We start from the raw sequence: 22,576 nt of genomic DNA, 5'->3' as shown, positions 1-22,576 counted from the left end.
AGCGAGAAACCTCACATGATCAACGGCAGCCACCGCGGTTGATCAAATCGTCGGCGCGCGAATGCACGACGAAGCGACGACCGCCCGCCCCGGACGCCAGATTCCCGGTGCGCAACCAACCGTCCGGGCTGAACTTCGTGGCGTTGACTTCCGGTGCGGCCAGGTAGCTGGTGATCGTGCAGGGACCGCGCACCTCGAGCCGCCCCCGACCGGCCTGGTCGGGCTCCACGATGCGGAACTCGTCACGGTCGGACAGCGTTCGCCCGATCCGACCAGCCCGATGGTCGAGATCGTCGGACGGCGCGGATTGGCACAGCAGCCCCTCTGCCATGGCGAACGAGTACTGCACGGTGACACCGAAGAGCCGGACCAGGGCGTGCACGTCCGCGGATTTCACCGCCGCGCCGTCGATCTGCACCAGTCGCAGCGAAGGACTCGCGGGCACCCCTCGGCCGTACCAGCACCGCGCCTGGGCAGGCAGCAGCGGAAGCACGGTCGCGCCGTGCCTGGCGACGGCGGCAGTGACTCCGGCGTAATCGGTGGCCCTGGTCAGCACCACCCGTGCCCCCGAAAGCAGTGCGCCCAGAATCCCTGGGCAGCCGAGCGCGTAGTTCTGCGCGACGGGGACCGACACCAAATAGCAGTCGTCCGTGGTCAACTCGGCATTGCGGGCGGCCAGCCAGACACTGAGCAGATAGCCCGCATGTGTTCGCGGGATCAGTTTCGCGACCCCGGTCGCATCGTCACAGGTCAGATAAAGGGCCACCGCCGACCCGTCGATATCGGTACCGGCCGCAGCATATTCGAGGATCTGCTCGGTCCGCGCGGCGCTCACCGCCGCGCCCGCCATGAGTACTGGTCGTAACCCGGAAAGCAGGTACCCCAGTAGATCGATCACAAAGCCGATCGAATTGCGCGAGCGCAACGGTACCGCCTCGCCGGGGACGAACCGGCAGCGCAGTATGCCGCTGCGCCGCGCCGCCGCCGCGTACACCGCCGCGAAACTCAGGGTGCTGTCGTCGTCGGAGACGGTGCTGCCAGGAAATCGGCGCAAGGCCTCGACCAGCTCCGCGGTCAGAGTCGTCGACGCGGCGTGTGCGGTGGCCGCGGGCTCGGCGGCCTGTTCGAGCATGATCATGACGCCACCGCGCTGACCAGGCCACCCTTGGCCGAGACGGCAATACCCATGTCCCTCAATCCTTTCCGGTCGGCCCACCAACCGGTTGCCAGGTACCGCACCATGGCCTCGACCAGGGTGCTGTCGTCGGCGAAGCCGGACAGATCCCGACCACCGCGTCCGAGTTGCACTGTCCCGCAGTGGGTCTCCATTTCGTAGCAGAGGCAGGCGTAGCGCACTCGGATGCGTACGATCCAGGCCACCGCAGCGGGTGCGAACAACGACGGCCGACACGGCGTATCCAACCGGGGCCCTCGAGCATCAATATGTCCGACAGTCTGCAGTATCGGACTCGAGAGGAAGCCATGAACAGCGCGAAATCTGACATTGCCGAAGACCGGGCGCGATGGATTCGCACCTTCCAGCCGATGCCAACCGCGGCATTGCGACTGGTCTGTTTTCCGCATGCCGGCGGTTCGGCCGTGTACTACCAGCCGCTGGCGGCGGCGCTGTCATTGCCGATCGAGGTCTGCGCGGTGCAGTATCCCGGGCGTCAGGACCGCAGAAACGAGCCATTCGTAGACGATATCCGCGTCCTGGCCGACCGGACGGCCAAGGTGCTGCCGCCCGACGGCGTGCCGACCATATTCTTCGGACACAGCATGGGCGCGACGGTCGCATTCGAGGTCGCGCTGCGCTGGGAATCGCTGGGGCACAGTCCGATACGACTGTTCGTCTCCGGGCGACGGTCGCCGTCGGCGCGGGCAAGCTATCAGATTCCGCTGGCCACCGAGGCGGACGTGCTCGCGGAGATCCGGCACCTCAACGGCACCGACAATCGCCTGCTCGCCGATGACGACATTCTGCGCATGATCATTCCCGCGGTGCGCAACGATTACCGGGCGGTCGAGGCGTATCTCGCGGCACCGCACACCGCGGTGCACTGCCCGACGATCGCCATGTGCGGAAACAAGGATCAGCGGGTGTCCGGCCTCGATATCGAGAAATGGCGCGGCCACACCAACTCGGCGTTCGCGGTGCACATGTTCGGCGGCGGGCATTTCTATCTTGAACAGCGCTGGCAGCAGGTGGCCGAGCTCATCGAACGCCACGTCTCGCTCGAATCGCGCGCGGCGTAACCGTCGGCGCCGAGCCACCGCAAGAACATCCCGATGACCCGGTGAACGGGTCAGGAATTCGGGCGGTCCGGGTTCCGCCGTCGGCTGCGCACCGCGAACTCATCGGCGTCGATTCCGCGCATTCGGCAGAACTCGCGCAGGTCACCGCCGATCAACAGGTCGCATTCGGCCAAGCCGGCCGGGGTGTGCGCGCCGAGGACGGTCATGATCCGGCGTAGCTGATCGAGCCACGTCTCGATCATGTCGATGAGCGCCGAAACACCGTGGTCCACCAGGGTGCGCAGAAACGGTCCGGCGACACCGACCGCGGCGGCCCCGAGCGCGAGCGAGCGGGCCACATCCAGGGCTGAACGGACGCCGCCCGAAGCGAGGATGCCGACACCGCGCACTCCGGTGGCGTCGAGCAGGCATGCGGCGGTCGATTGCCCCCACCCTTCGATGAACGTGTAGTCGGCGACGGGACGGCGACTGTTCTCGATGCGGGCGAAGTTCGTGCCGCCACGACCGCCGACGTCCGCGGCGGCGACGCCGAGATCCCTTACCCGCAGCACGGTTTCGCGGCTCAGGCCGAAGCCGACCTCCTTGACGATCACCGGTACCGGCACCGCGGCGGCGATCTGTTCGATCCGCGCCTGCCAGCCGTCGAAATCGCGATCGCCCTCGGGCATGACGATCTCCTGCACCGCGTTGAGGTGGATCTGCAACGCGTCGGCCTCGAGCAGATCGATCGCACGCAGCGCGTCCTCGACCGTGGTGGCGGCGTTGATGTTCGCCATCACGAACCCGTGCGGGTTCTCCTTGCGCAGCACGCGGTAGGTGTCCGCGGCTGAGCTGTCGCGCAGATAAGCGCTGACCGACCCCGACGCTATCGGCAGCCCGGTTTCCCTGGCCGCTATCGCCAAATCCCGGTTGATGATTCCGGTGCGCGTGCTGCCGCCGGTCATACCATTGATGAACAGCGGTACCGCGCACGGCTTTCCGGCGAGCCCGGCGGCAAGCGACACCGCACCGAGATCGATGCCAGCCAGTGCGTGGTGCACGAACGACACCGCGTCGAAATCGTTGCCACCCGCCCCACCGCGCTGCTGCTGGATGGCGTAGTCGACATGATCGTCCTTGCGATCACCGATCATCATCGGTTCCTCTCGGTGGCCGTCATAACTGTGAGAACGACAACCGCCGCACCGAGATACAGCGGGGGCCGCCGGAACGCTGGCCGATGATCAGGACCTGGCCAGTTCGTCGTCGGGACCGAGCACGATGCGCGGCGTCCGCGCGGGGTCGAGCCAGCGAAGTACGCGAAGCAGATCGGATCGTTCGAGACTGACGCAACCCGAGGTGTCGCCGGATCCGTTGGCGTGCAAGAAGATCGCACTGCCGAGTCCGGCGACCGCGGGTACGTTGTAGGTGATGAACGCGAAGTAGTCGTACTGCGGGGCGACCTGCCACAGCGCCTCGCTCCCGCCGCCGGGGTCGGTGCCGTGGTGAAATGTGTTGTAGCCCAGGCTCGTTGGGTTCTCGTTCCACCAGTCACCCTCGGTGAGCACGTGATAGGGGTAGCGCGTCCCCGGATCGGGTTCGATGCCGTAGATGGTGTCCCCGAAGCCATACATGCCGGTGGGTGTCGACGGCACCGACTCGCGGTGATGATCGCTGAACCCGTCCTCGCCGATCCTGGCGACCATCGCCGGAAACGCGCGCCGCCAAGCCCCGTCGACCTTGTCGAATGTCTCCAACATCGCGCGGGTGGTCGCCGCAGTCGGCGCGTGCACGACCACCGCCTGGGTGCTGATCGCCGGGACTCCGCCCAGCGCGGCAGCCAGATCAGCGCCGGGGCGGCCGTATACCGAGGTCGTCGAGACCGCGGCGAGGACCACAAGACCCGCGACGCACTGGATGGCCGTCATGAGCGCGACGCTACTGCGCGGTACCGCGATCGAGTGGGCGACGCACGGTGCGGAGACCCTACCGACAGCCCGCTTCCCCGGAGCCGACCCACTCGACCGCTCATCGCATTGTGCCGACGGCTATTCGTCCGGGTCATCTTTCGGCTTGCAGAGTTTCACGTAATTGGCCTCTTCGACGTCTTTGGTGCCCGGCTCGGCGGGCGGCGGCTTCCAGGTCGATGTATAGCACTCACCGTACGGCTGCTTGACCTCCGTCAATTTCTCCGTATCGAAGTAGCCTGCCATCCCCGCACCGGCCTCTTTCAGCGCGTTGTACAGATCTATGGCCATCACGTAATAGAACTTCAGCATGCCCTGTTCATCGAGTATCAACTTGTCGGAGTAATCCTCCGTATACTTCTTCTTGGCGGCTATGTACTTACCCCGGAAAGTCGAGTTATCGCAGTAGCTACGTCGAAATTCGTTGGTATAGGAGTAGCTACCGGCGACAGCGTGCCGTGCGTGCAGGTCAGGACTGTCGAGGTTGCGCATCGGCGAGCGCCGGAGGATCTTGTCGATCTTCCCGAGCGCGTCGTTGTCGAAGCTCTTGGGATCACACAGACCGTCCGCATTCGCGAGCGTGAGCCTGGCCTGCCATTCGACGGCGTACTCGTTCGTTCGCAGATCATCACGGACCGTCGCGACGTCGTGGTCGCCGAAGAGCTCCTTCATCTCCGCGGCGGTCGGCTCTGCCTGGGCCGACCCGGCCGCCCCGCCCGCTAGCACCAACCCCAGGCAACTCACAGCGAGCATCGAGACGAAACGTGTACGCACCAAAACACCCTTTCCTTCGGTCAGTCCGCCGAAACAGCTAGTTCCGGAGCCGACTGCGTCCCGTTGCCGAACACGCGCCGTGCCGCAGGGGTATTCGGCGACAACACAGGCCCGGATGGGTCGACCCGGTGCGACGAGCGGCAATCAGCGGCCTGAGCGGCGGCAGGAGTGGCTGAGCAGGCACGGGTCCGGAACGTGTCGTACGGTTTTATCAGCACGCGGTGTCCTCGGTGCTGGGCGTTACCCATGACGGCCTAGAAAGAGGGTTGCTCATGCTCGACGATCAGGCAGACATCTCTCCCCCGCAAGACACACCGTTCGATGACGGATTGTGGGACGCGGTCGCGTCGGCGTTCGCGCGCCATACCGGACGGCGGGCGGCGATCGCCGCGAACGGTGTCGGGTTCGTCATGGTCGCGGTGCAGCTGGTCGTTTTCAGCATTCCGTGGTCGGGCGGGCACTCCCACTTCCGGCGTGATGCCGTCGTGGTGAGCACCATCGGTGTGGTGTTCTTCCTCGTCGCGATATCGGTCGGTGTTTACCGGGGCGAGCGTCGGGCCGATCGGGCGTTCGGCTGGGTGCGTCAGCGGCGTACGCCGACGGCCCAGGAGCGATCGTTGACGTTGAGCTTCCCCTGGGCCGAGGCCGTCGACGAGTTCGCCGTCTGGCTCGTCGCAGCGATCGTGGTCGGCGTCGTGCACGCCACCCTGGGATATCCGGTCCTGTACACGGTGCGAGTCGCACTGGTCGTCGCGCTCGCGGGGCTTACCGCCGGTGCGCTGTCGCTGCTGCTGCTGGAGCGGGTTGCCCGGCCGGTACTGCGCGTTGTCTTGGCCGGAGAGGCACCACCGGCCGGTGCCGTGCTCGGTCTACGCGGGCGGCTGGTGCTCGCGTGGGTACTGAGCGGGGCCGTGCCCGTGGTGCTGCTCGGCACCGCGCCACTCGGACTGACGCCCGCGGAGCGCGAATGGCTGCCGGTGTCGTTGGCCGTGCTCGCGGCGTTGAGCGTCCTTGCCGGCCTGGCGTTCATCGCCGCGATGGCCTGGTCGCTGGTAGAGCCGGCGATCGGACTGCAGGCCGCGCAACGACGGGTGCAAGCGGGCGATCTGACCGCGCAGATCCCGGTCGATTACGGCGGCGAGGTCGGTCAGCTGCAGGCCGGGTTCAACCACATGGTCGAGGGCATGCGTGAACGGGAGCGGCTGCACGACCTGTTCGGCCGCCACGTCGGGACCGAGGTCGCCCGTTTCGCATTGACCGGCGGGGTGCGTGTTGGTGGCGAGCGGCGTCCGGCCAGCGTGCTGTTCGTCGATCTGATCGGCTCGACTTCGCTGGCCCAGCGTCTGCCACCGGAAGCAATGGTGACGATGCTGAACGACATGTTCGCCGAAGTCGTCCGATGCGTCGGCGCGGAAGGCGGATGGGTCAACAAATTCGAGGGCGACGCCGCACTGTGTGTATTCGGCCCACCCGATAACACCACCGGACACGCCGCAGCGGTACTACGGGCCGCCCGGTCGCTGCAGACCGCGCTGGCTGCCCTCGCCGAACGCTATCCCGAACTCGACGCCGCCATCGGCGTTGCCTCCGGGGTCGTCGTTGCCGGCAATATCGGCGCCGAGCACCGCTACGAATACACCGTCATCGGCGACCCGGTCAACGTGGCCGCCCGGCTCACCGAACGAGCCAAGACGGTGCCCGAACGGATACTGGTCGCGCACGACACGATCGCCGACGCGGCCGACGAAGCCCGGTGGTGGCAGCCGCACGAAACGCTGATGCTGCGCGGCCGCTCGACGCCGACCAAGACCTTCGCCCCGGTCCCGGTCAACGACCCGGCGCGAACCTGAGGGCTACCCGAGGGTTGCCGAGAGCTCGTACCGGCCGAGCACCCGCTGGACCAGTGCGGCGAGCTGCTCGGCGTCGACCAGCTCCGGCGGATGAAACCCGTTGACGCGCAGCGTGATTTCCCCAGCGGACTCGGCCACCAAGACATAGAGATTGCCGCCGCGTTCGGTCAGCACGGCACGCGAGTCGAGGCTCTGATTGACCAGGCCGAGCCGAACATTCGCGGCCGGTCGGCCGTCGATGCTGAGCATCGCGGGGTCGAGTTCGCCGAGATTGGAGCACACCGTGACGGTCGCATCGGCGGCGACCTTACGCACCAATACGTTGAACAACCCGCGCGGCAGCGCGACCGCGATCGGAATCAGCGGTGGCGCGGACTGTCCCGCCGCCGCGCGCAACTTCTCCTTCATCAGCGCGCGCAATGGCGCCAGGTCGGTCAGCACGCCGTCCCGAAGGTCGACCTCGAAATCTATGGCGGCCAAGGCATTCGCGCGACGATCCGCCTCGGTGCGGGTACTGACCGGCATCATCAGCCGAGCCAGCCCCTGTTCGTCGGTGCGGCCGATCTCGGTGGCGATCGCCGCCATCACCGCGACCGCCAAGGTAGTCGCGGATCCGCCGCGGGCTCGGGCGGCCGCATGCCAGCGCCCCGCCGCAACGGTCGCTTCGACCGTCGGCAAGCGGAAGTCGTCCGCGACCCGCTGGGCCGCAACGCCTTTGGCGTCTCCGCGCTTGGCCATGGCCATTTGCGCACCGAGGCCGACAGCCTTCAGCAGCGCCCCGCCGCGCCGCGCCGCATCACGAATATCGCAGTACAGCAGTCGCATTCGCCCGAATTCGTCGGTCGGATAGACCAGGTCGAACCGCTTGTCCGCGACGGCCTCGGTGATCGCGGCACACAACGCGCGCGCGTCGGCGATCGTGTGCGAGGCAAACAGCGACACCGCGCTTTCCCCGTTGTCACAGGTGGTCACCGCCAACCGCCATGCGGGTCCGCCGAAGGTGCGTAACTCCGCGCGCCCTCGCTCGGCGATCCACGTCTCGAGCTCACCACGCGGAATAGCCGCCGTGACCTCGAGCGGAGCGAATTCGGCCCGCGCACTCCACCGGTCACCCGCGGCGGGGATCATTGCCGCCGCGACCACCCGTCCCAGCCTGCCGTGCCGCAACGCGGTGTGAAAGTCCGCGAGCGCGGCCAGGTCCACCGGGCGGTCGTAACGCCAGACCGCCTGTATCGCCAACGTTCCACCCAGCGCGGAATGCCCCCGCGCACTGACACAATCGATGTCACCGAGGCGGTACATCACACAGATCTCCCTCGAGCTGTCGTAACAGCCACAGCGGTGCTGCTGCGTTGCTCGACTAGACAGAGCATCCGTGTCCGGCACCGCCGCGGTCAACTCTGAGCCCCGGTGAGCTGGTAGACGGTACTGTCGCCGACCGTTGTCGCGGTGTAGCCGGCCTTGACCCATGCGGTGATCTGGCTTGCGCTGCCCTCGGATTCGTGGCCGGGGCCATGCCCGTCCGCGTTGTCGGCGATGAAGTACGTGATGTCGCCGTTGGCGACATACTGCTGGAATTCCGCCAGGGTCGGCGAGTTGTCACCGCCGGTGAATCCACCGATCGCCATGATCGATGTGCCGGTGGCGAGTTCGAGACTGCCCGCCGTCTGCGAACCCACTGTCGCCGCGGCCCAACGACTGTTGGTGTTCTTCAGCAGTTGCTGCAACGCCGTGTTGTTGTTCGAGGTCGAGCGGCCAGGCCCACCGTCGTCATGACCTCCGGTCCGGTCGATGGACTCGCCGTCGGGCGGTGTTCCCGCCGTTCTCGCGGCGTCGGCCGAGTTCGGCATTCCGCCGGGCGGTCCTCCGCCGGGACCACCACCCATCCCGCCATCGGCGACCGGACCCGAGGTCGGAATGGAACCGGTATGTGGCGTCGCCGCTGTGTCGATCGCATAGGCGGTCGTTCCCGCCAGCCCGAACAGCAGACCGGCGATCGCGACGACAGCGGTGAGTCTGCCGAGTCTGTGCGCGCCGGTCACCACGATCGCGGCCACCACGATGGCACCGATCAGCACGCTCCAGCGCAGCGCCGGATACCAGTCGGGAGTGCGGTCGAGCAACACGAAATTCCATACACCGGTTGCGGCGGACATAGCACCGAGGGCGAGGCGCGCCTGCACAGATTGCCTGCCGCGCCACAACTCGACCACCGTGATCCCCACCAACGCGGCGATCGCAGGCGCGAGCGCGACGGTGTAGTAGGGGTGAATGGTGCCCTGCATGAAGCTGAATACGACACCGGTCACGAGAAGCCAACCGCCCCACAGCAAGAGAGCCGCACGACGCCGTCCGACCCGTGGGCTCCTTCGAGTGAACCACAGTCCCGCGACCAGCCCGATCAGTGCCGCAGGCAGCAGCCACGAGATCTCGGTCCCCATCGAAGCACCGAACAACCGGGTGACTCCGGTGCTGCCACCGAACGCGGTCCCGCCACCTCCGCCACCACCGTTGCCCGACCCGCCGAGCACTCGACCGAGTCCGTTGTAACCGAGGGCGAGATCGAGCAGGCTGTTGTCGGTCGACCCGCCGATGTACGGGCGCGACGCACTGGGCCACAAGCTGACCAGAGCGACGAACCAACCACCCGAAATCACCAGCGCGACAACAGCTCCCAGCAGCTTGCCGATCCGATGCCGGAGGCCGATCGGCGCCGCGACCAGAAACACCACACCCAGCGCGGGCAGCACCAGGAACGCCTGCAACATCTTGGTGAGAAACCCGAACCCGACCGCGACACCCGCCAGCGCAAGCCAACGCCCACTGCCGTTCTCGGTAGCGCGCACCGTGCAATACGCCGCCGCGACCAGCAGCAGCACCAGCAGCGCATCCGGGTTGTTGAACCGAAACATCAGCGCCGCAACGGGAGTCAAGGCCAGCACCACACCGGCGAGCAACCCGGCGGCCGGACCACTCCACCGCCGCACCGCACCGTGCAACAACCCGACCGACGCCACCCCCATCAACGCCTGCGGCACCAGCATCGACAACGAGCTGAACCCGAAAAGCCTGCCGGACAACCCCATTACCCACAACGACGCGGGCGGCTTGTCGACGGTGATCGCGTTGCCCGCGTCCAGCGAACCGAACAGCAGCGCCTTCCAGCTCTGTGTGCCCGCCTGCACCGCGGCCGCGTAGAAGTCATTGGCCCACCCGGACCGGCTCAGCCCCCATAGATAAAGGACAGCGGTCGCCGCGAGCAAGACCAACAGGCCCGGGCGAGCCCACCTCGGCTGATCAGGCGAACCGTGCAGCAGCCGCGCCGCGCGTGATTGATCGTGGACCGAGCTGTCCGTGTCGGATCGGCGAGCATCGGACGCCGAGCGCGGGCGCGAGGTAGCGGTAGTCATCTCACGATCGTCGGGCCGCGGTGTGGGTCGGATCTTTGCGCGAGCTGTGCGTTCGCTATGCGCAAAAGGCAATACCGACCTCGCAGCCGTTCATAGCTGACGCATAGCTTCGCCCCATCTCCGGCCAACGTGGTGCCTCGACGATTGCCGTATCGGCCCAGCTAGGGCCGACGGTCTCGACATCCGAGATCCGACACGAGGAGGAACCTGCCTGGATTCCGCTGCCCTGATTCTCGAACCCGCCGAAGTCCCTACGTCCGCTTGGCGTAGGGACTTTCGCCGGGCAACCAGACGGTGAATACCGTATCGCCGGGCACGCTGGTCACCCCGAGCACGCCACCGTGGGCTTTGGTCACCGCATCGGCGATCGCCAGGCCGAGACCGGTGCTCCCACCCCGCCGCGACCGGGACGAATCGCCGCGACTGAAGCGCTGAAAGATCGCCGGTTGCAGGTCGGCCGGAATTCCCGGTCCGTTGTCACGCACCAGCCATCGCGCGCCGCCGGAGCTGTCGCATTCCAGCGAGACGGTGACCTTGGTGCCGGGCCCGGTATGCGTGCGTGCGTTGGCAAGCAGATTGCCGAGTACCTGATGCAGCCGGACGGCATCCCCGGTGATCAACACCGGCTCACCGGGCAGGTCGAGCGCCCAGCGATGGTCCGGGCCCGCGATGTGCGCGTCGCTCACCGCGTCGATGGTGAGCCGGGACAGGTCGACCGGCTCGTGTTCGAGCGGCCGCCCCGAGTCAAGTCTTGCCAGCAGGAACATATCCTCGACCAGTGTGGTCATCCGCCGGGCCGCCGCGTCGACCCGGTCCATCGCGTCGACCATCTCGCCGGGCGCCTCGGCCCGATTGCGTTGTGCCAGTTCGGTATAGCCGCGGATGGCGGCGAGCGGCGTGCGCAGCTCGTGGCTGGCGTCGGCCAGGAACTGGCGCACCCTGGTCTCGCTGTCGTGCCGCGCCGAGAGCGCCTCGGCGATGTGCTCGAGCATCCGGTTGACCGCAGCACAGAGTTGACCGACCTCGGTGCGCGACTCGGCGTCGATCGAAACCCGAACGGGCAGCGTCACTTCCCCGCGATCCAGTTGTAGATCGGCGACCTCTGCCGCGGTAGCCGCGACGCGGTCCAACGGCATGAGTGCGCGGCGAATCAGCCAGAGGCCAACGGTGATCGCGATCAGCAGCGCGGCCGCGATGGCCGCAACCAGTATGCCGACCACCCACGCCAGGGTCGCGTCGACCGAGGCCAACGGCAGTCCGGTGACCACCGTCGTCCCGCGCCAGGTCGGATCCGCGATCACGCGATAGCGGCCCTGCCCGTCGATGTTCAGCGTGATCGGTTTGCCGTCGACGGCGACCTCGGCGAGCTGGCCGCGGGCGGCATCGGACAGCGCCGACTCCGACCCGTCGGCGCCGATTTTCCCTGCGGCGGTGACGGTTCCGTGGTCGACCGCCGCGCCGATCGCGTCCGGCTGGATGCCGCGCCGGTCCAGAAAGTCGGGGCCAGGCCCCACCGGCGTATCCGGCGGTGGCGGTGGCCGAACACCGGGTGCGATGCCGAGGCTTGGTCCGCCACCCGCGCCACCGACCGAGTGATTCTGCGCGATGACCAACTCGGTATCCAGCTGATGCACCAGAAACTGTTGCAGCGCAAGTACTGTCGCGGCACCGATGCCGATGACCACGGTCGCGAGCAGCAGCGACTGGCCGACCAGCAGGCGAGCGCGCAGCGACCAGCGGCGCGGCGACCACCGGCGGCGCGGCTCAGTCCGCGGGCTTGAGGACATATCCGGAACCGCGCAGGGTGTGGATCATCGGAGCCCGCCCGCTGTCGATCTTCTTGCGCAGATACGACACATATAGCTCGACGATGTTGGAGCGACCGCCGAAGTCGTAGCTCCAGACGCGGTCAAGGATCAGGGACTTGCTCAGCACCCGCTTGGGGTTGCGCATGAACAAGCGCAGCAGCTCGAATTCGGTGGAGGTCAACGCGATCGGCTCCCCCGCTCGTTGCACCTCATAACTGTCCTCGTCCAGCACCAGATCGCCGACCACCAGCCGGGCGCCGCTGTCCGGTGTACTCACCCCGGTCCGCCGCAGCAGCGCGCGCAACCGCAAAATGAGCTCCTCGATACTGAACGGCTTGGTGACGTAGTCGTCGCCACCGGCGGTCAACCCGGCGATCCGGTCCTCGACCGAGTCCTTCGCCGTGAGCAGCAGCACCGGCAACTGCGGAATCCGCTCCCGCAGCTTGGCAAGCACCTCGAGCCCGGTCATATCCGGCAGCATCACATCCAGCACCACCACATCGGGCCGGGTTTCCCTGCCGATGGTGACCGCGCTGCGCCCGTCACAGGCCGAACTGACCTCCCAGCCCTCATACCGCAACGCCATCGCCAACATCTCCGCCAGCATCGGCTCGTCATCCACCACCAGCACCTGGACCGAACTACCGTCGGCGCGGCGCAGCACAATACGCTCGGTCGGGCTGGAGGCGGACGTCAGCGGCATCCCCCTATCCTGGGCAGGTCCGCTATGCGGCCGCTGTGTCCCGGCTGTGTGGTTGGTGTGAGCGCCGCACCGCTACGGCACGTATCCGGCAATCGTCTGCCGCGCGAGTTCCTGGCGCGCCGGCTGATGCCGCCCGAATTCGCCGACACCGCACGGTAACGGGCATGGTGTTGTGGTGGGGGATTGTATTGTGATTCATCGCAGGCAGGATGTCTGCGTTTGGGGTGGGGGGTGACGCTCCCTCTTGAGAACTGCGTCGGGGTGGCTGATTCGGGTAACGAAGGCGGGGAGAACATGACTGAGATCGGGGAGCACAGTCAAGGTACGGCGGAGTGGGTGCAGACTCGGGATGGGCGGCGGGTGTTCGCGATGGTGTTGGCGGGGCCCGGGAGCGATATCACAAGGCCGACTGTGGTTTTCGAGGCGGGGGCCGGTGCGGGGCGGTCGTCCTGGGGTGCGGTGCAGCCGGGGGTGGGTGGGTTTGCGCGGGCGATTGTCTATGACCGGTCGGGGCTTGGGCGCAGTGCGCCCGATCTGACTGATCGGACCCTGGGGCGGATGGCCGACGATTTGAACGAGGTGCTCGATCACTTCGAGCCAGGGCCGTTCATTCTGGTGGGACACAGTGCGGGTGGGCCGATCGTGCGGCTCGCCGCCGCGCGGCGTCTCGACCGGATCGCCGGTCTCGTGCTCGTTGATCCCACCGACGAGGCCGCCGAGGTGCTGTTCAGTCGTGGCTTCCGTCGGATGGAGCGCGGGGCGCTCGCCGTCAGCACGGTCCTCGCTCGACTCGGGTTGCTCAAACCGATGTTTCGCGGGCAGGCGCGCGACTTCCCCGCCGACGTTCGTCACGATCTGGAGCGAGAGGGATTCAATCCCAGCGTGATTCGTACCCAACGGCAGCAGGCTCGCACGTTCCTCGATGAACTCGCCACCTGGCGCGACAGCCCGCCCGACCACGCGTCCATCCCAGTGACCGTCATCTCGGGCGCGTTACCCGGCGACGGCATGAACGCGACGATGCGCGCGCAGGCCATCGCCTCCCACGCCCACCGCACGGCACAGTCCCCCCTCGGCCGCCACGTCATGGCCGAACACTCCAGCCACTACGTCCCCGTCACCGACGCGGACCTGATCATCAGCGAAATCGCCAGATTGATCCCGTCGACGTAGGACAACGACAGACGCCTCGGAAATAGTTACCGAGACCACATCCATAAATTCCGCTAGGTGGCCGCGGCAGGAATCGAACCAGAGGTCCCAAAAGGCTCGAATGCCCCAAATTCGACAATTCCTTTCCAGCACCGATACCGCATGCCGAACCGCGCCCGTTAATTCCGGCCAACCGCACGACAGATAGCAGCCTGAACGGTCGGTTACTCGTAGCCTCAGCCAATGGTCGAGAGATTGCAAACAATTAGCCACAGCGCGAACCAACCGGTCGCGAGAGCGTGACATGTCATGTCCACTACCCAACATGACAAGGCGTATTCATGCCGGAAGATGCAGCGTCAATCAAGTCGCCTGCGATTAGATACACCCCAAACAGGAACATAAGTGTGATAACGGTCACATCCAGCCAGGCAAACATCATCCAGGCAGAGAGGTGTGAACCACCCTCGCCGAGTTAAGTTTTAGCTACTGAAACTTGTTTGCTCCGGTTCGCGCACCTTGATACGATAATTTCATCCATATGGATGAAGATAAGTGAGTGCTCCAATTTCCGTCAGCGTTATGGTTTGTCGATGAGTTCGGTTCACAATAGTGCGAATGAGCCGGTGGGAATCAAGCGCAGTTCACCGGAGGGAAAGCAGTGCAGGGGTTAACGCAAGAAGACGTACGACATACCTTCGACAATGGTCTACCGTCTCGGAACAACATAGGCACCGCGATCATTGTCGGTGCCGGACTGTCCGGTCTCGCCACCGCCTACGAATTAGCGAAGCAAGGAACCCAGGTCACCGTCCTCGAAGCGACCGACCGCCCTGGCGGTAGAACGTGGACGCTCCGTCACCCCTTCGCCGACGGCCTGCGCGCGGAAGCCGGCGCGATGACGGCCACCGAGCAGTGCCACTACACGATGCACTACCTCAGCGAAATGGGCATCGAGACCGAGCCGAGCGATCTCGTCGACACCGATTTCATGTACTACCGCAACGGCATTCGGATCCGACCAGACCGGGTCGATGATCATGCCGAAGCCCTTGGCCTGCACGCGGACGAGCGGCATCTCACCGTCGCGGACATGTTCGCCCGCTACGTCACGAAGTTCAACGAGAACATCGGCCCGGAGATCAGCCAGCTCGACTGGAACCCGACACCGAATCTCCTAGAGCTCGACCAGATCTCGGTGCGCCAGGCACTCGCGGACCGAGGCGCCTCCGCCGCGGCGATCGGACTGATCGAACCGCTGTTCCTCGAAATGCGCGGCGGCGAACTGGAATCCGCCTCGGCGATGGCCTGGGCCCGCTACGAGTCGAGCCCACGATCCTTCTCCACCGCGGGCGCCCAGTGGTACAAGATCAAGGGCGGCACCGACACGCTCGCTCGAGCACTGGCCGACAAGATCAAAGACCGCGTCCTCTACCGAAGGCCGGTCGTCCGCATCACCCAAACCGAGGACGAAGCGCAGGTCACCTTCCTCGACCGCGACAGGCTGCAGACATTGAGCGCGGACCGCGTCATTGTCACCGCGCCGTTCAGCAGCATGCGCCACCTCAACTTGTCGATGGCCGGTCTTTCGGCGGCGAAGCACTCGACGATTCGCCGCCTGAAGTACGTGTCGGTCCTTCGCGTCTTCCTGCAGATGCGCACGAAGTTCTGGCCGGAAGATCGCCTGATGTTGTCGACCGATACCGCCATCTGCACGGTCCGCGACGCCACACCACGGCTGCCGGGCCCCCGCAAGATCATCGAATGCTGGCTGACCGGCTGGCCCGCCCAGGCGGTGGCGAGCATGAGCGACGACGAGCGAGTGAATTTCGCGCTGAACGAGCTGGAGCCGATGCTGCCAGGCGCACGCGCGAACTTCGAGCTCGGCACCTCCGTGGCCTGGGACAACGAGCCATATGCTGCGGGCGCCTACATCCTGCCGGAGCGCGGCCACGCCGAGCTGATGGCCAACACCCGAACTGCCGAAGGCAGAATACATTTCGCCGGTGAACACACGGCATTCGAACCGAATGGCGGCTCCATGAACTACGCACTGGAGTCGGCTATTCGAGTCCTCCTCGAACTATCCGCCCTCTGACATCTCGCCGCCGCCTCCGCTCGGCTCAGCACAGCCGAGCCGGTCGGCGGCGTTGGCAACGCAAGAAAAACAACTGAATGTATGACACCGGAAGGAGGAGCGCTTTGCTTCATCCGCGCTTGTTGATCGTGGCGGACTGTGAGGGGATCGAAGACACGGTCAACGACCTCAAACGGCACGGTTTCGAACCCGAGCCGACCTCGACGGGGGCCCATACCCTGGCCTCCTACTCCGATTTCGACGTAATCCTCATCGACTTGGACTTCACCGACTTCGACGGATTGACGCTGTGCCGAGAGATCCGCCGGGCCAGCGACATCCCGATTATCGGTTTCTCTTCCTTCGAACTCGACCAGGTTCTCGCACTGGAAGCCGGTTGCGACGACTGTGTCGTCAAGCCGTACCACAGCCGTGAACTCATGGCGCGCCTCAGAGGTCTGCTGCGGCGCGTGCACATGATGTCCCAACCCGCGCTCATCGTCGGTCAACTGGAGATCGATTCGGCGCTACGCGAGGTCAGAATCGGCAACCGGCTGATCGAGCTGACCCGCAAGGAGTTCGAGCTGCTCCGCCTGCTCGCCACCGAGCCGCAGAAGGTCTTCTCCAGAGCCGAACTGCTGCAACGGGTTTGGGGGTATGACGACGTGGACGCCGAGGTGACGTCCTTGGCAAGCCGGACGATCGACACCCACCTGAGCAGCGTCCGCAAGAAGCTCGGCTCCCCGGACTGGATCGTCACCATCCACGGCGTCGGCTTCCGCTTCAATGACGAAGCGTCGCACGGCAAATCGGCGCAGGCCGCGGTGGCGGCCCACGCCAGCGGGACGGCGGGCTAGGCCAAACTATCCTGTCCGCTTCTGCTGCGGCGTGAACGAGCCGCCGTACAACTCGGCGAATTCGCCGATGATGGCGTCCTGTTCGGCGCGAATGTCTCGGCCTGCGCACAACGAGTCCAGCGCCGCGCTCGTCTCCTGATGCAGTCGCTGTGCCGCGTCGTAGGGCATATGGGTGAACGCCACCAACTGGTACAGCGGTGTGTACAGCTCGGGCCGCAGCTCGTGTAGCCGTCGCTCCAGCGCGCGCCGCGCCAGAAACAGCGGACTGTTCACGTGGTCGGACAACTCGTCGAGATTCCGCATCGACAACTCCGCGAGCGCGTGACCGGCCTTCACCCGCACGTCGCTGTATTCGTCGACAACGACCTCCGCCACGGTCGCGACGGTGCCACCCTCGTAGCGGACCGCGGCCTGAAACTTCTCCAGCAGACTCGACAACGTGGCGGCGTCCTCGAAACTGCAGTTGATGCCCTGCCCGTAGAACGGGACAACGGCGTGCGCGGCATCGCCGACCAGCACCGCGCGCCGATGGTGATACGGAGCGGTATTGATGATCCTGAGCTGGCCGGGACTGCGGCTGGCGAGTTCTTCGCCGACCTCGGCCATCCGGCCGAAGACATCGGGGAACTGGGTCGCGCAGTAGTCGCTGATCGCCTCGGCCGACGGCAGGCCCGAAAAGTGCCTTCCCCCAACATCTTCGACCATCGGCTTGAACAGACTGGTGGTGAACGTCTGGTCCCGGTTCGGCTGGGCCTGCAGGAAGTGATCGCCACGCGGCCACAGATGCATACCCGTCGGGTCCGCGTCGCGGTAGTCCATGGTGATCTCGGCGTAACCGTGCGCGATGGTGTCGCGGGTCATCCACATGTCTTGCGGATGTGCCGCGACGATGGCGTCACGCACCACACTGTTGGCGCCGTCGCAACCGACGAGCAAGTCGCCGGTGACCCAGGTCGAGGAACCGTCCCGATCCCGCAGCAGCGCGGAAGGACGCGACGTGTCCACATCGACGCACTCCTGCCCGTAATGAATCCGGGCACCCGCGCGCAATGCCTGGTCGCGCAACAGGTCCTGCAGAGTCCCGCGCGGAATGGACAACAGGTGATGGTTGTACATCGTCCCGTACGCCTGGGTGGAGATCGCGCCATCTCGATGGTGAATGATCCGTTTCGCCAGCACCGAGCCCTGCAGATAGAGGCGTCGCTTGACCGATCGCGGCAGGCAATCGAGCCCGCGCGAGGTGAGCGTCAGATTGAACGAGTGACCCGACCCGGTACCAGCCGACTCCGTTTGCCGCTCAAAGAGATCCACCTCCAGTCCCTGCCGTCGCAGCAATGTGGCCAGTGCGCAACCAACCGGCCCGGCGCCGATGATGACTACCGAGCGCAGTTCCAGTTCACTCATTGTGATCTCCTGTTTCGGCGCGCCCGTCCGGCTGCGCGATGGCGCCAACGGCGCGGAAGTACTCGAACATTCGGTGGATCCATCCCGGATCTACCTGCGGATAGGGACATCCGACGTCGGCGAGCGCGCTCCTGGATTTCTCGTTGTCGAACGAGTGCGCGCCGAGGCGCATCACGCCCTCGCGCATGAGCGGAACGAGCGGGCCGAGGCCGTACCGTTGGTCGTCGGTCTCGGCGGCCTGGCGTTCCAATGCGGCCATCCACGTGGATCCTTCGGCCGGGTCCGTCGCGTAGCCTTCGGCGCGGATGGCCTCGATGATCGTCGGCCAGGCGAGCCCGTCCGGGTGGTACAGGTGCCAGTTCTCGTTGTCCGATTTGCCCTCGGACAGGCGGATGATGGCTCGTGCCACGTAGTCAACCGGCAACAGGTCGATGGCCGGGGTATCCACGATGTCGTCCGGGTAGCAGCCGAGCAGCGCGAACCCCTTCATCTGCAACCAGAAGAAGTCGTCGTGCCTGCAGGCGCCGGTCCGGCGGTGACCGGCGATGCGGCCGACGCGATGGATGGTGACCGGCAGTCCGGCGTCCCGCGCCTGCAGCGCGAGCTGCTCGGCGACCCATTTGCTTTGCGAATACCCGATTCCCAGCGACGCGGGGTCACCAGGCACCGTATCCTCGCCGACCCGACCGGACGTGGAGTCGGGCGGGAAAACGCCGAGCGTGGAGATCAAGCGCAACGGGGTGCGGTTGATCCCGCAGAAGTCCAGCAGATACCGCAATCCGTCCACGTTCGTGCGCTTGACCGTGTGATACGGGACAACGAAGTTGATGTGCGCGGCCGCGTGATAGACGTCGGTCACCTCACGCGCCAGCACTTCGAAGTCGTCGCCGAGGCCGAACCGCGGTTGATCGAGATCGCCGAGGCAGATCTCGACCTCGTCGAGTCCGGAGGGGTCGAGCGCGAACTTGCGGAATGTCCTGCGCAAGCGATCCCGCCCGTCAGCGACACTGTCGGCGCGGATCAGGCAGCGCACGCGATGCCCGGTGCACTGCAGCTCGTCGAGCAGGTGGCTACCGAGGAATCCGGTTGCGCCGGTGAGGAATACGGTGCCGTTGTCGGGTTCCCGCCGCTCCCCCACGACCAGATCGTGCAGGCGGGCGTCCTCGCTCAGGTCCGGTGCCGCGGCCGCGGTGCGGTCGGCGAGACTCTTCGTCATCCCGCGCGGTGTCGGAGTGCTCAGCAGCGTCGACAACGCGACATCGGTGCGGAAGCGCTGCTTGACCTGCCGGTGCAGGCGGGCGGCGAGCAGCGAGTGCCCGCCGAGCACGAAGAAGTCGTCGTCCGGTGCGGTCGGACGATTACCGAGCACCTCGGCCCACAGCTCGGCCATCATCCGCTCCGAGTCCGTCCATTCGACATCGGACCGTTCCTCGGGCGTCACGGACTGGGTCGGCAGTGCCGCCAACGCTCGGCGATCGGTCTTCCCGTTCGACGTCACCGGAATGGTGTCGATGCGGGTGACCTGTCGCGGGATCATGTACCCGGGCAGCACGGCACCGAGCCGAGTCCGCCAGTCCCCCGGCGGTTCCGCGTCACTCTGCACGAAGGCGTGCAGCGCGCGGTCACCACCCTCGTCCACCACGATCACGGCGGCCGCGTCCACACCGAGTTCCCGCTCCACCGCGGCCTCGACCTCGCCGGGTTCGACGCGGTAGCCGCGAATCTTGACCTGGTCGTCCTTGCGGCCGCGGTAGTGCAGGCGCCCATCCGGCGCGAGCACGACCACATCGCCGGTGCGGTACATCAGCTGGCCGGGCACGAACGGGTCGGGGACCATGGCTTGGCGCGTTTTGTCCGGCAGACCGATATAGCCGGGCGACACAACGGGTCCCGCGACGCACAGTTCGCCCTCGACGCCGAACGGCGCCAGCCGGTCCGTGCCGGTCGAATCGGCGTCGAGCACATACGCGTCGACGCCCGCGACCACCCGGCCGATCGACGGAATGGTCGGCCAGGTGTCGGGATCGTCGGGCAGCTGATCCCAGCTGCAAAGGTGCGCCTCGGACGGCCCGTAGGCGTTGATCAGCCGAGCGTCCGGATTCGCGCGGAACATCGCCCGCACGTCCTTGGTGATCACCAGCCGCTCGCCGGTGACATATACCTCGCGCAGGTCCGGAAGTTCCACCGTGGACGACCGCAGCACGGCGGCCAGCTCGCGCAGCGTGACGTACGGGAGATAGGCCCGCTCGACCCGCTCGTCGGCGAGCAGCGCGGCAAGTGCCTCGAAATCGGTGCGCGCCTGCGCGGGCGGAATGACCAAAGCGCCACCGTTGCACAGGGTTCCGAAGACCTCGATGGCGAACACGTCGAACGCGGGCGGCATGTACTGCAGCGTGCGCATCCGGCGGTCCGAGGTGAAGATGGCCTGGTTGTGCACGAGGTTGGCCAGCGTGATCTCCGGCATCCGGACGCCCTTGGGGCGGCCCGTGGAGCCCGAGGTGTACACGACGTAGGCCGTATCCTCCGGCGTCTTCCGCGCTCCCTCGAAGGAGGCTGTCCCACTGCCTATTTCGGACGAGTCGATGATCTCGAGCCCCACCGGTGACGCCATACCCGAGATGTCGATCTCGGGCGCACGCACCAGAATTGTTGCGCCGCAATCGTTCAAGGAGAAGTTCAACCGCTCCCATGGTTGATCGGCGTCGAGCGTGACGTAGCTGCCGCCCGCGCGCAGGATGCCGATGACCACCGCGATCAGCTCGAGCCCCGGCCGCATCAGCACGGCGACCGGCTGCCCGTCGCGGACTCCCCGGTCCATCAGGTTCGCCGCCACCGCGTCTGCGCGCCTTGCCAATTCGTCATACGTGGTCGTCGCACCGTCCGCGATCACCGCGGGTTCCGAGCTCGCCGACTCGGCGCTCGCCGTGAACAGGTCGGCGGTCAGCTCGGTGCCGAGTTCGGGCGCGTCCTTGCGGCGCGCACACAGCTCGCCGATCGCCCGCTCTTCCTCGTCACTCGTCCAGTCCAGATCGTTGACCTGTGTGTCCACGTCGGTGAGCACGCTGTCGAGCAGGGTCTCCAGTCGCCGCGCCAGATAGGCGGTGAAGTCCTCGCCATTGGCCGCGGCCGTCGCGTGCTCGACGAACAGCGTGTAGTGGTCCGATGTTTCGTCCACCAGGATCGCCAGGTCGTATTTGGCGCCACCCGCCGCGTGCTCCCACGTCCGCACGCCCCAGTCCGGCAGGTCCAAACGTCGTGCGGCGGCAGGCATTACGGTGACCATCGCGTTGAACAAGGTCCCGTCCTGATTGCCACCGGTCGCGCGGATCTCGCCGAGCACCGCCTCCAGGGGCGCGTGCCGATGCCGAAGCGCTTCCAGCACTTCGCGTTTCACCGCACGCAGCACGTCACGAGTGGTCGCCCCTCGGTCGAGTCGATGGTGCAGCACCACGGTATTGGTGAGGTGCGCGAGCACGTCCGCGTCACCGGCGCCGCGTACGGAGACCGGAATACCGAGCAGCACGTCGTCCTGACCGGTCTGCCGGTGCAGCAGCACGAAGCTGAGGGCGACGAAGAACATGCTGGTGGTGACGCCCTGCGCGGCGCAGAATTCACGCACCCGCGCCGACACCCGCTCGTCGAGCAGCACCTGCCGGATCACATGGCGGGTCGGCCCGTCGCCCGGCAGCCCGAGCGGGGCGGCGGCCGGGGCGTTCGTCAGCTTGTCCCGCCAGTAGCGCAGCGTTTCGGCATTGTCGGCCAGCTCGGCCCAGCGCTCGTACGCCTCGATGGCCTGCCGCCGGTCGCGGCGCGGCAGCTCATCGCCCTGCGCCACCGCCGTGTACTCGGCCTCGAGTTGGCTGAGGTACGGCTTCCAGGACATGCCGTCGAAAACGGTGTGATGGATGTTGAACACCAGCACGCTCCGGCCCGCGTCGGCGAACCGGAGGTGGCGTACCCGCGCGAGCGGACCGGCGCGCAAATCGAAAGCCGCACCGGCGATCTCGGCAACCTGCCCGGCCACCCAGGCGTCGGCGTCGCCGCCGGGAAAGTCGCGCTCGTCGACGATCGGTGCCAGCTCACGGTGCACCACCTGGCACAGCTCACCGCCGGCGTTCATCTCGAAGGTGGTACGCAGCGCGGCATGGTCGCGATGGACAAGGTCGAGCGCCTCAACGAGATAGCCGTGATCCAGCCGGATGCCCAAGCGCAACACCAGTGGCTGGTTGTACGCCGTCGGATCGTCTCCGTAGATGCTGTCGAACCACAGACCGGGCTGGGCCGGTGAGGCAGGCAGGTGCTCTGCGCCGTTCGCTGTCTGTTGATTGGTCGCTGTCAT

At 66.3% G+C, this 22,576-nt stretch carries 16 protein-coding genes; 5 read left to right on the top strand and 11 right to left on the bottom strand.

Features of this window, described 5'->3' with window-relative positions; genetic code table 11:
- Window positions 1-19: 19 nt before the first annotated feature.
- Together OG203_RS43225 and OG203_RS43220 are read right to left on the bottom strand one after the other, a co-directional pair.
- Entirely contained in the window at window positions 20-1,138 is a 1,119-nt protein-coding gene (locus OG203_RS43225) for an AMP-binding protein (RefSeq protein ID WP_405162980.1), read from the bottom strand.
- Window positions 1,135-1,380: a hypothetical protein gene (locus tag OG203_RS43220; protein WP_405162979.1), complete on the bottom strand. Its 246-nt coding sequence runs from the start codon at window positions 1,378-1,380 to the stop codon at window positions 1,135-1,137. The genes OG203_RS43225 and OG203_RS43220 overlap by 4 nt, the downstream gene beginning before the upstream one ends.
- 165 nt (window positions 1,381-1,545) lie before the next feature.
- Between OG203_RS43220 and OG203_RS43215 the strand changes: the two genes are divergently transcribed.
- Window positions 1,546-2,256 (top strand): thioesterase II family protein, encoded by a 711-nt coding sequence (locus tag OG203_RS43215; protein WP_405162978.1) that lies wholly within the window; start codon window positions 1,546-1,548, stop codon window positions 2,254-2,256.
- 50 nt (window positions 2,257-2,306) lie between these two features.
- Here the strand turns inward: OG203_RS43215 and fni are convergent, their stop codons facing one another.
- The 3 genes from fni to OG203_RS43200 form a co-directional block, all read right to left on the bottom strand.
- A complete protein-coding gene (gene fni, locus OG203_RS43210; protein WP_405162977.1) occupies window positions 2,307-3,389 on the bottom strand; it encodes a type 2 isopentenyl-diphosphate Delta-isomerase in 1,083 nt (360 codons plus the stop codon).
- 90 nt (window positions 3,390-3,479) lie between these two features.
- The gene (locus tag OG203_RS43205; RefSeq protein WP_405162976.1) at window positions 3,480-4,163 is read right to left on the bottom strand and encodes a L,D-transpeptidase family protein; all 684 of its coding nucleotides are present in this window, start codon (window positions 4,161-4,163) and stop codon (window positions 3,480-3,482) included.
- Window positions 4,164-4,283: 120 nt separating this feature from the next.
- Window positions 4,284-4,976 carry a hypothetical protein gene (locus OG203_RS43200; protein ID WP_405162975.1) on the bottom strand — a complete coding sequence of 231 codons (693 nt, stop codon included), beginning with the start codon at window positions 4,974-4,976 and terminating at the stop codon, window positions 4,284-4,286.
- 272 nt (window positions 4,977-5,248) lie between these two features.
- On the opposite strand from OG203_RS43200, the gene OG203_RS43195 reads away from it, so the two are divergent.
- Window positions 5,249-6,826, top strand: a complete 1,578-nt coding sequence (locus OG203_RS43195) for an adenylate/guanylate cyclase domain-containing protein (RefSeq protein WP_405162974.1) — start codon at window positions 5,249-5,251, stop codon at window positions 6,824-6,826.
- Between the two features lie 3 nt (window positions 6,827-6,829).
- On the opposite strand, the gene OG203_RS43190 is transcribed toward OG203_RS43195, so the two are convergent.
- The 4 genes from OG203_RS43190 to OG203_RS43175 all read right to left on the bottom strand — a co-directional run bounded on the left by OG203_RS43190 (window position 6,830) and on the right by OG203_RS43175 (window position 12,747).
- Window positions 6,830-8,065, bottom strand: a complete 1,236-nt coding sequence (locus OG203_RS43190) for a hypothetical protein (protein WP_405162973.1) — start codon at window positions 8,063-8,065, stop codon at window positions 6,830-6,832.
- A 155-nt stretch (window positions 8,066-8,220) separates the two neighbouring features.
- Entirely contained in the window at window positions 8,221-10,236 is a 2,016-nt protein-coding gene (locus tag OG203_RS43185) for an ArnT family glycosyltransferase (protein ID WP_405162972.1), read from the bottom strand.
- Between the two features lie 251 nt (window positions 10,237-10,487).
- Window positions 10,488-12,023, bottom strand: a complete 1,536-nt coding sequence (locus OG203_RS43180; RefSeq protein ID WP_405162971.1) for a sensor histidine kinase — start codon at window positions 12,021-12,023, stop codon at window positions 10,488-10,490.
- The gene (locus OG203_RS43175) at window positions 12,001-12,747 is read right to left on the bottom strand and encodes a response regulator transcription factor (protein WP_405162970.1); all 747 of its coding nucleotides are present in this window, start codon (window positions 12,745-12,747) and stop codon (window positions 12,001-12,003) included. Before OG203_RS43175 ends, OG203_RS43180 begins: the two co-directional genes overlap by 23 nt.
- 294 nt (window positions 12,748-13,041) lie before the next feature.
- On the opposite strand from OG203_RS43175, the gene OG203_RS43170 reads away from it, so the two are divergent.
- From OG203_RS43170 to OG203_RS43160, 3 genes are all read left to right on the top strand, one after another.
- The gene (locus OG203_RS43170) at window positions 13,042-13,920 is read left to right on the top strand and encodes an alpha/beta fold hydrolase (protein WP_405162969.1); all 879 of its coding nucleotides are present in this window, start codon (window positions 13,042-13,044) and stop codon (window positions 13,918-13,920) included.
- Window positions 13,921-14,560: 640 nt separating this feature from the next.
- Window positions 14,561-15,997, top strand: coding sequence for a flavin monoamine oxidase family protein (locus tag OG203_RS43165; protein WP_405162968.1), 1,437 nt, complete (start codon window positions 14,561-14,563; stop codon window positions 15,995-15,997).
- Between the two features lie 104 nt (window positions 15,998-16,101).
- Complete coding sequence (locus OG203_RS43160; protein WP_405162967.1) at window positions 16,102-16,833, top strand: response regulator transcription factor; 732 nt, start codon at window positions 16,102-16,104, stop codon at window positions 16,831-16,833.
- Window positions 16,834-16,839: 6 nt separating this feature from the next.
- On the opposite strand, the gene OG203_RS43155 is transcribed toward OG203_RS43160, so the two are convergent.
- Window positions 16,840-18,237: an FAD-dependent oxidoreductase gene (locus tag OG203_RS43155; RefSeq protein WP_405162966.1), complete on the bottom strand. Its 1,398-nt coding sequence runs from the start codon at window positions 18,235-18,237 to the stop codon at window positions 16,840-16,842.
- Window positions 18,230-22,576: an amino acid adenylation domain-containing protein gene (locus tag OG203_RS43150; RefSeq protein ID WP_405162965.1), complete on the bottom strand. Its 4,347-nt coding sequence runs from the start codon at window positions 22,574-22,576 to the stop codon at window positions 18,230-18,232. Before OG203_RS43150 ends, OG203_RS43155 begins: the two co-directional genes overlap by 8 nt.

It is taken from the genome of Nocardia sp. NBC_01499 (genome assembly GCF_045040275.1).
In the GTDB taxonomy this organism is placed as follows: domain Bacteria; phylum Actinomycetota; class Actinomycetes; order Mycobacteriales; family Mycobacteriaceae; genus Nocardia.
The sequence above is the reverse complement of the archived record's forward strand: the minus strand, read 5'-3'. Positions and strand labels throughout refer to the sequence as shown.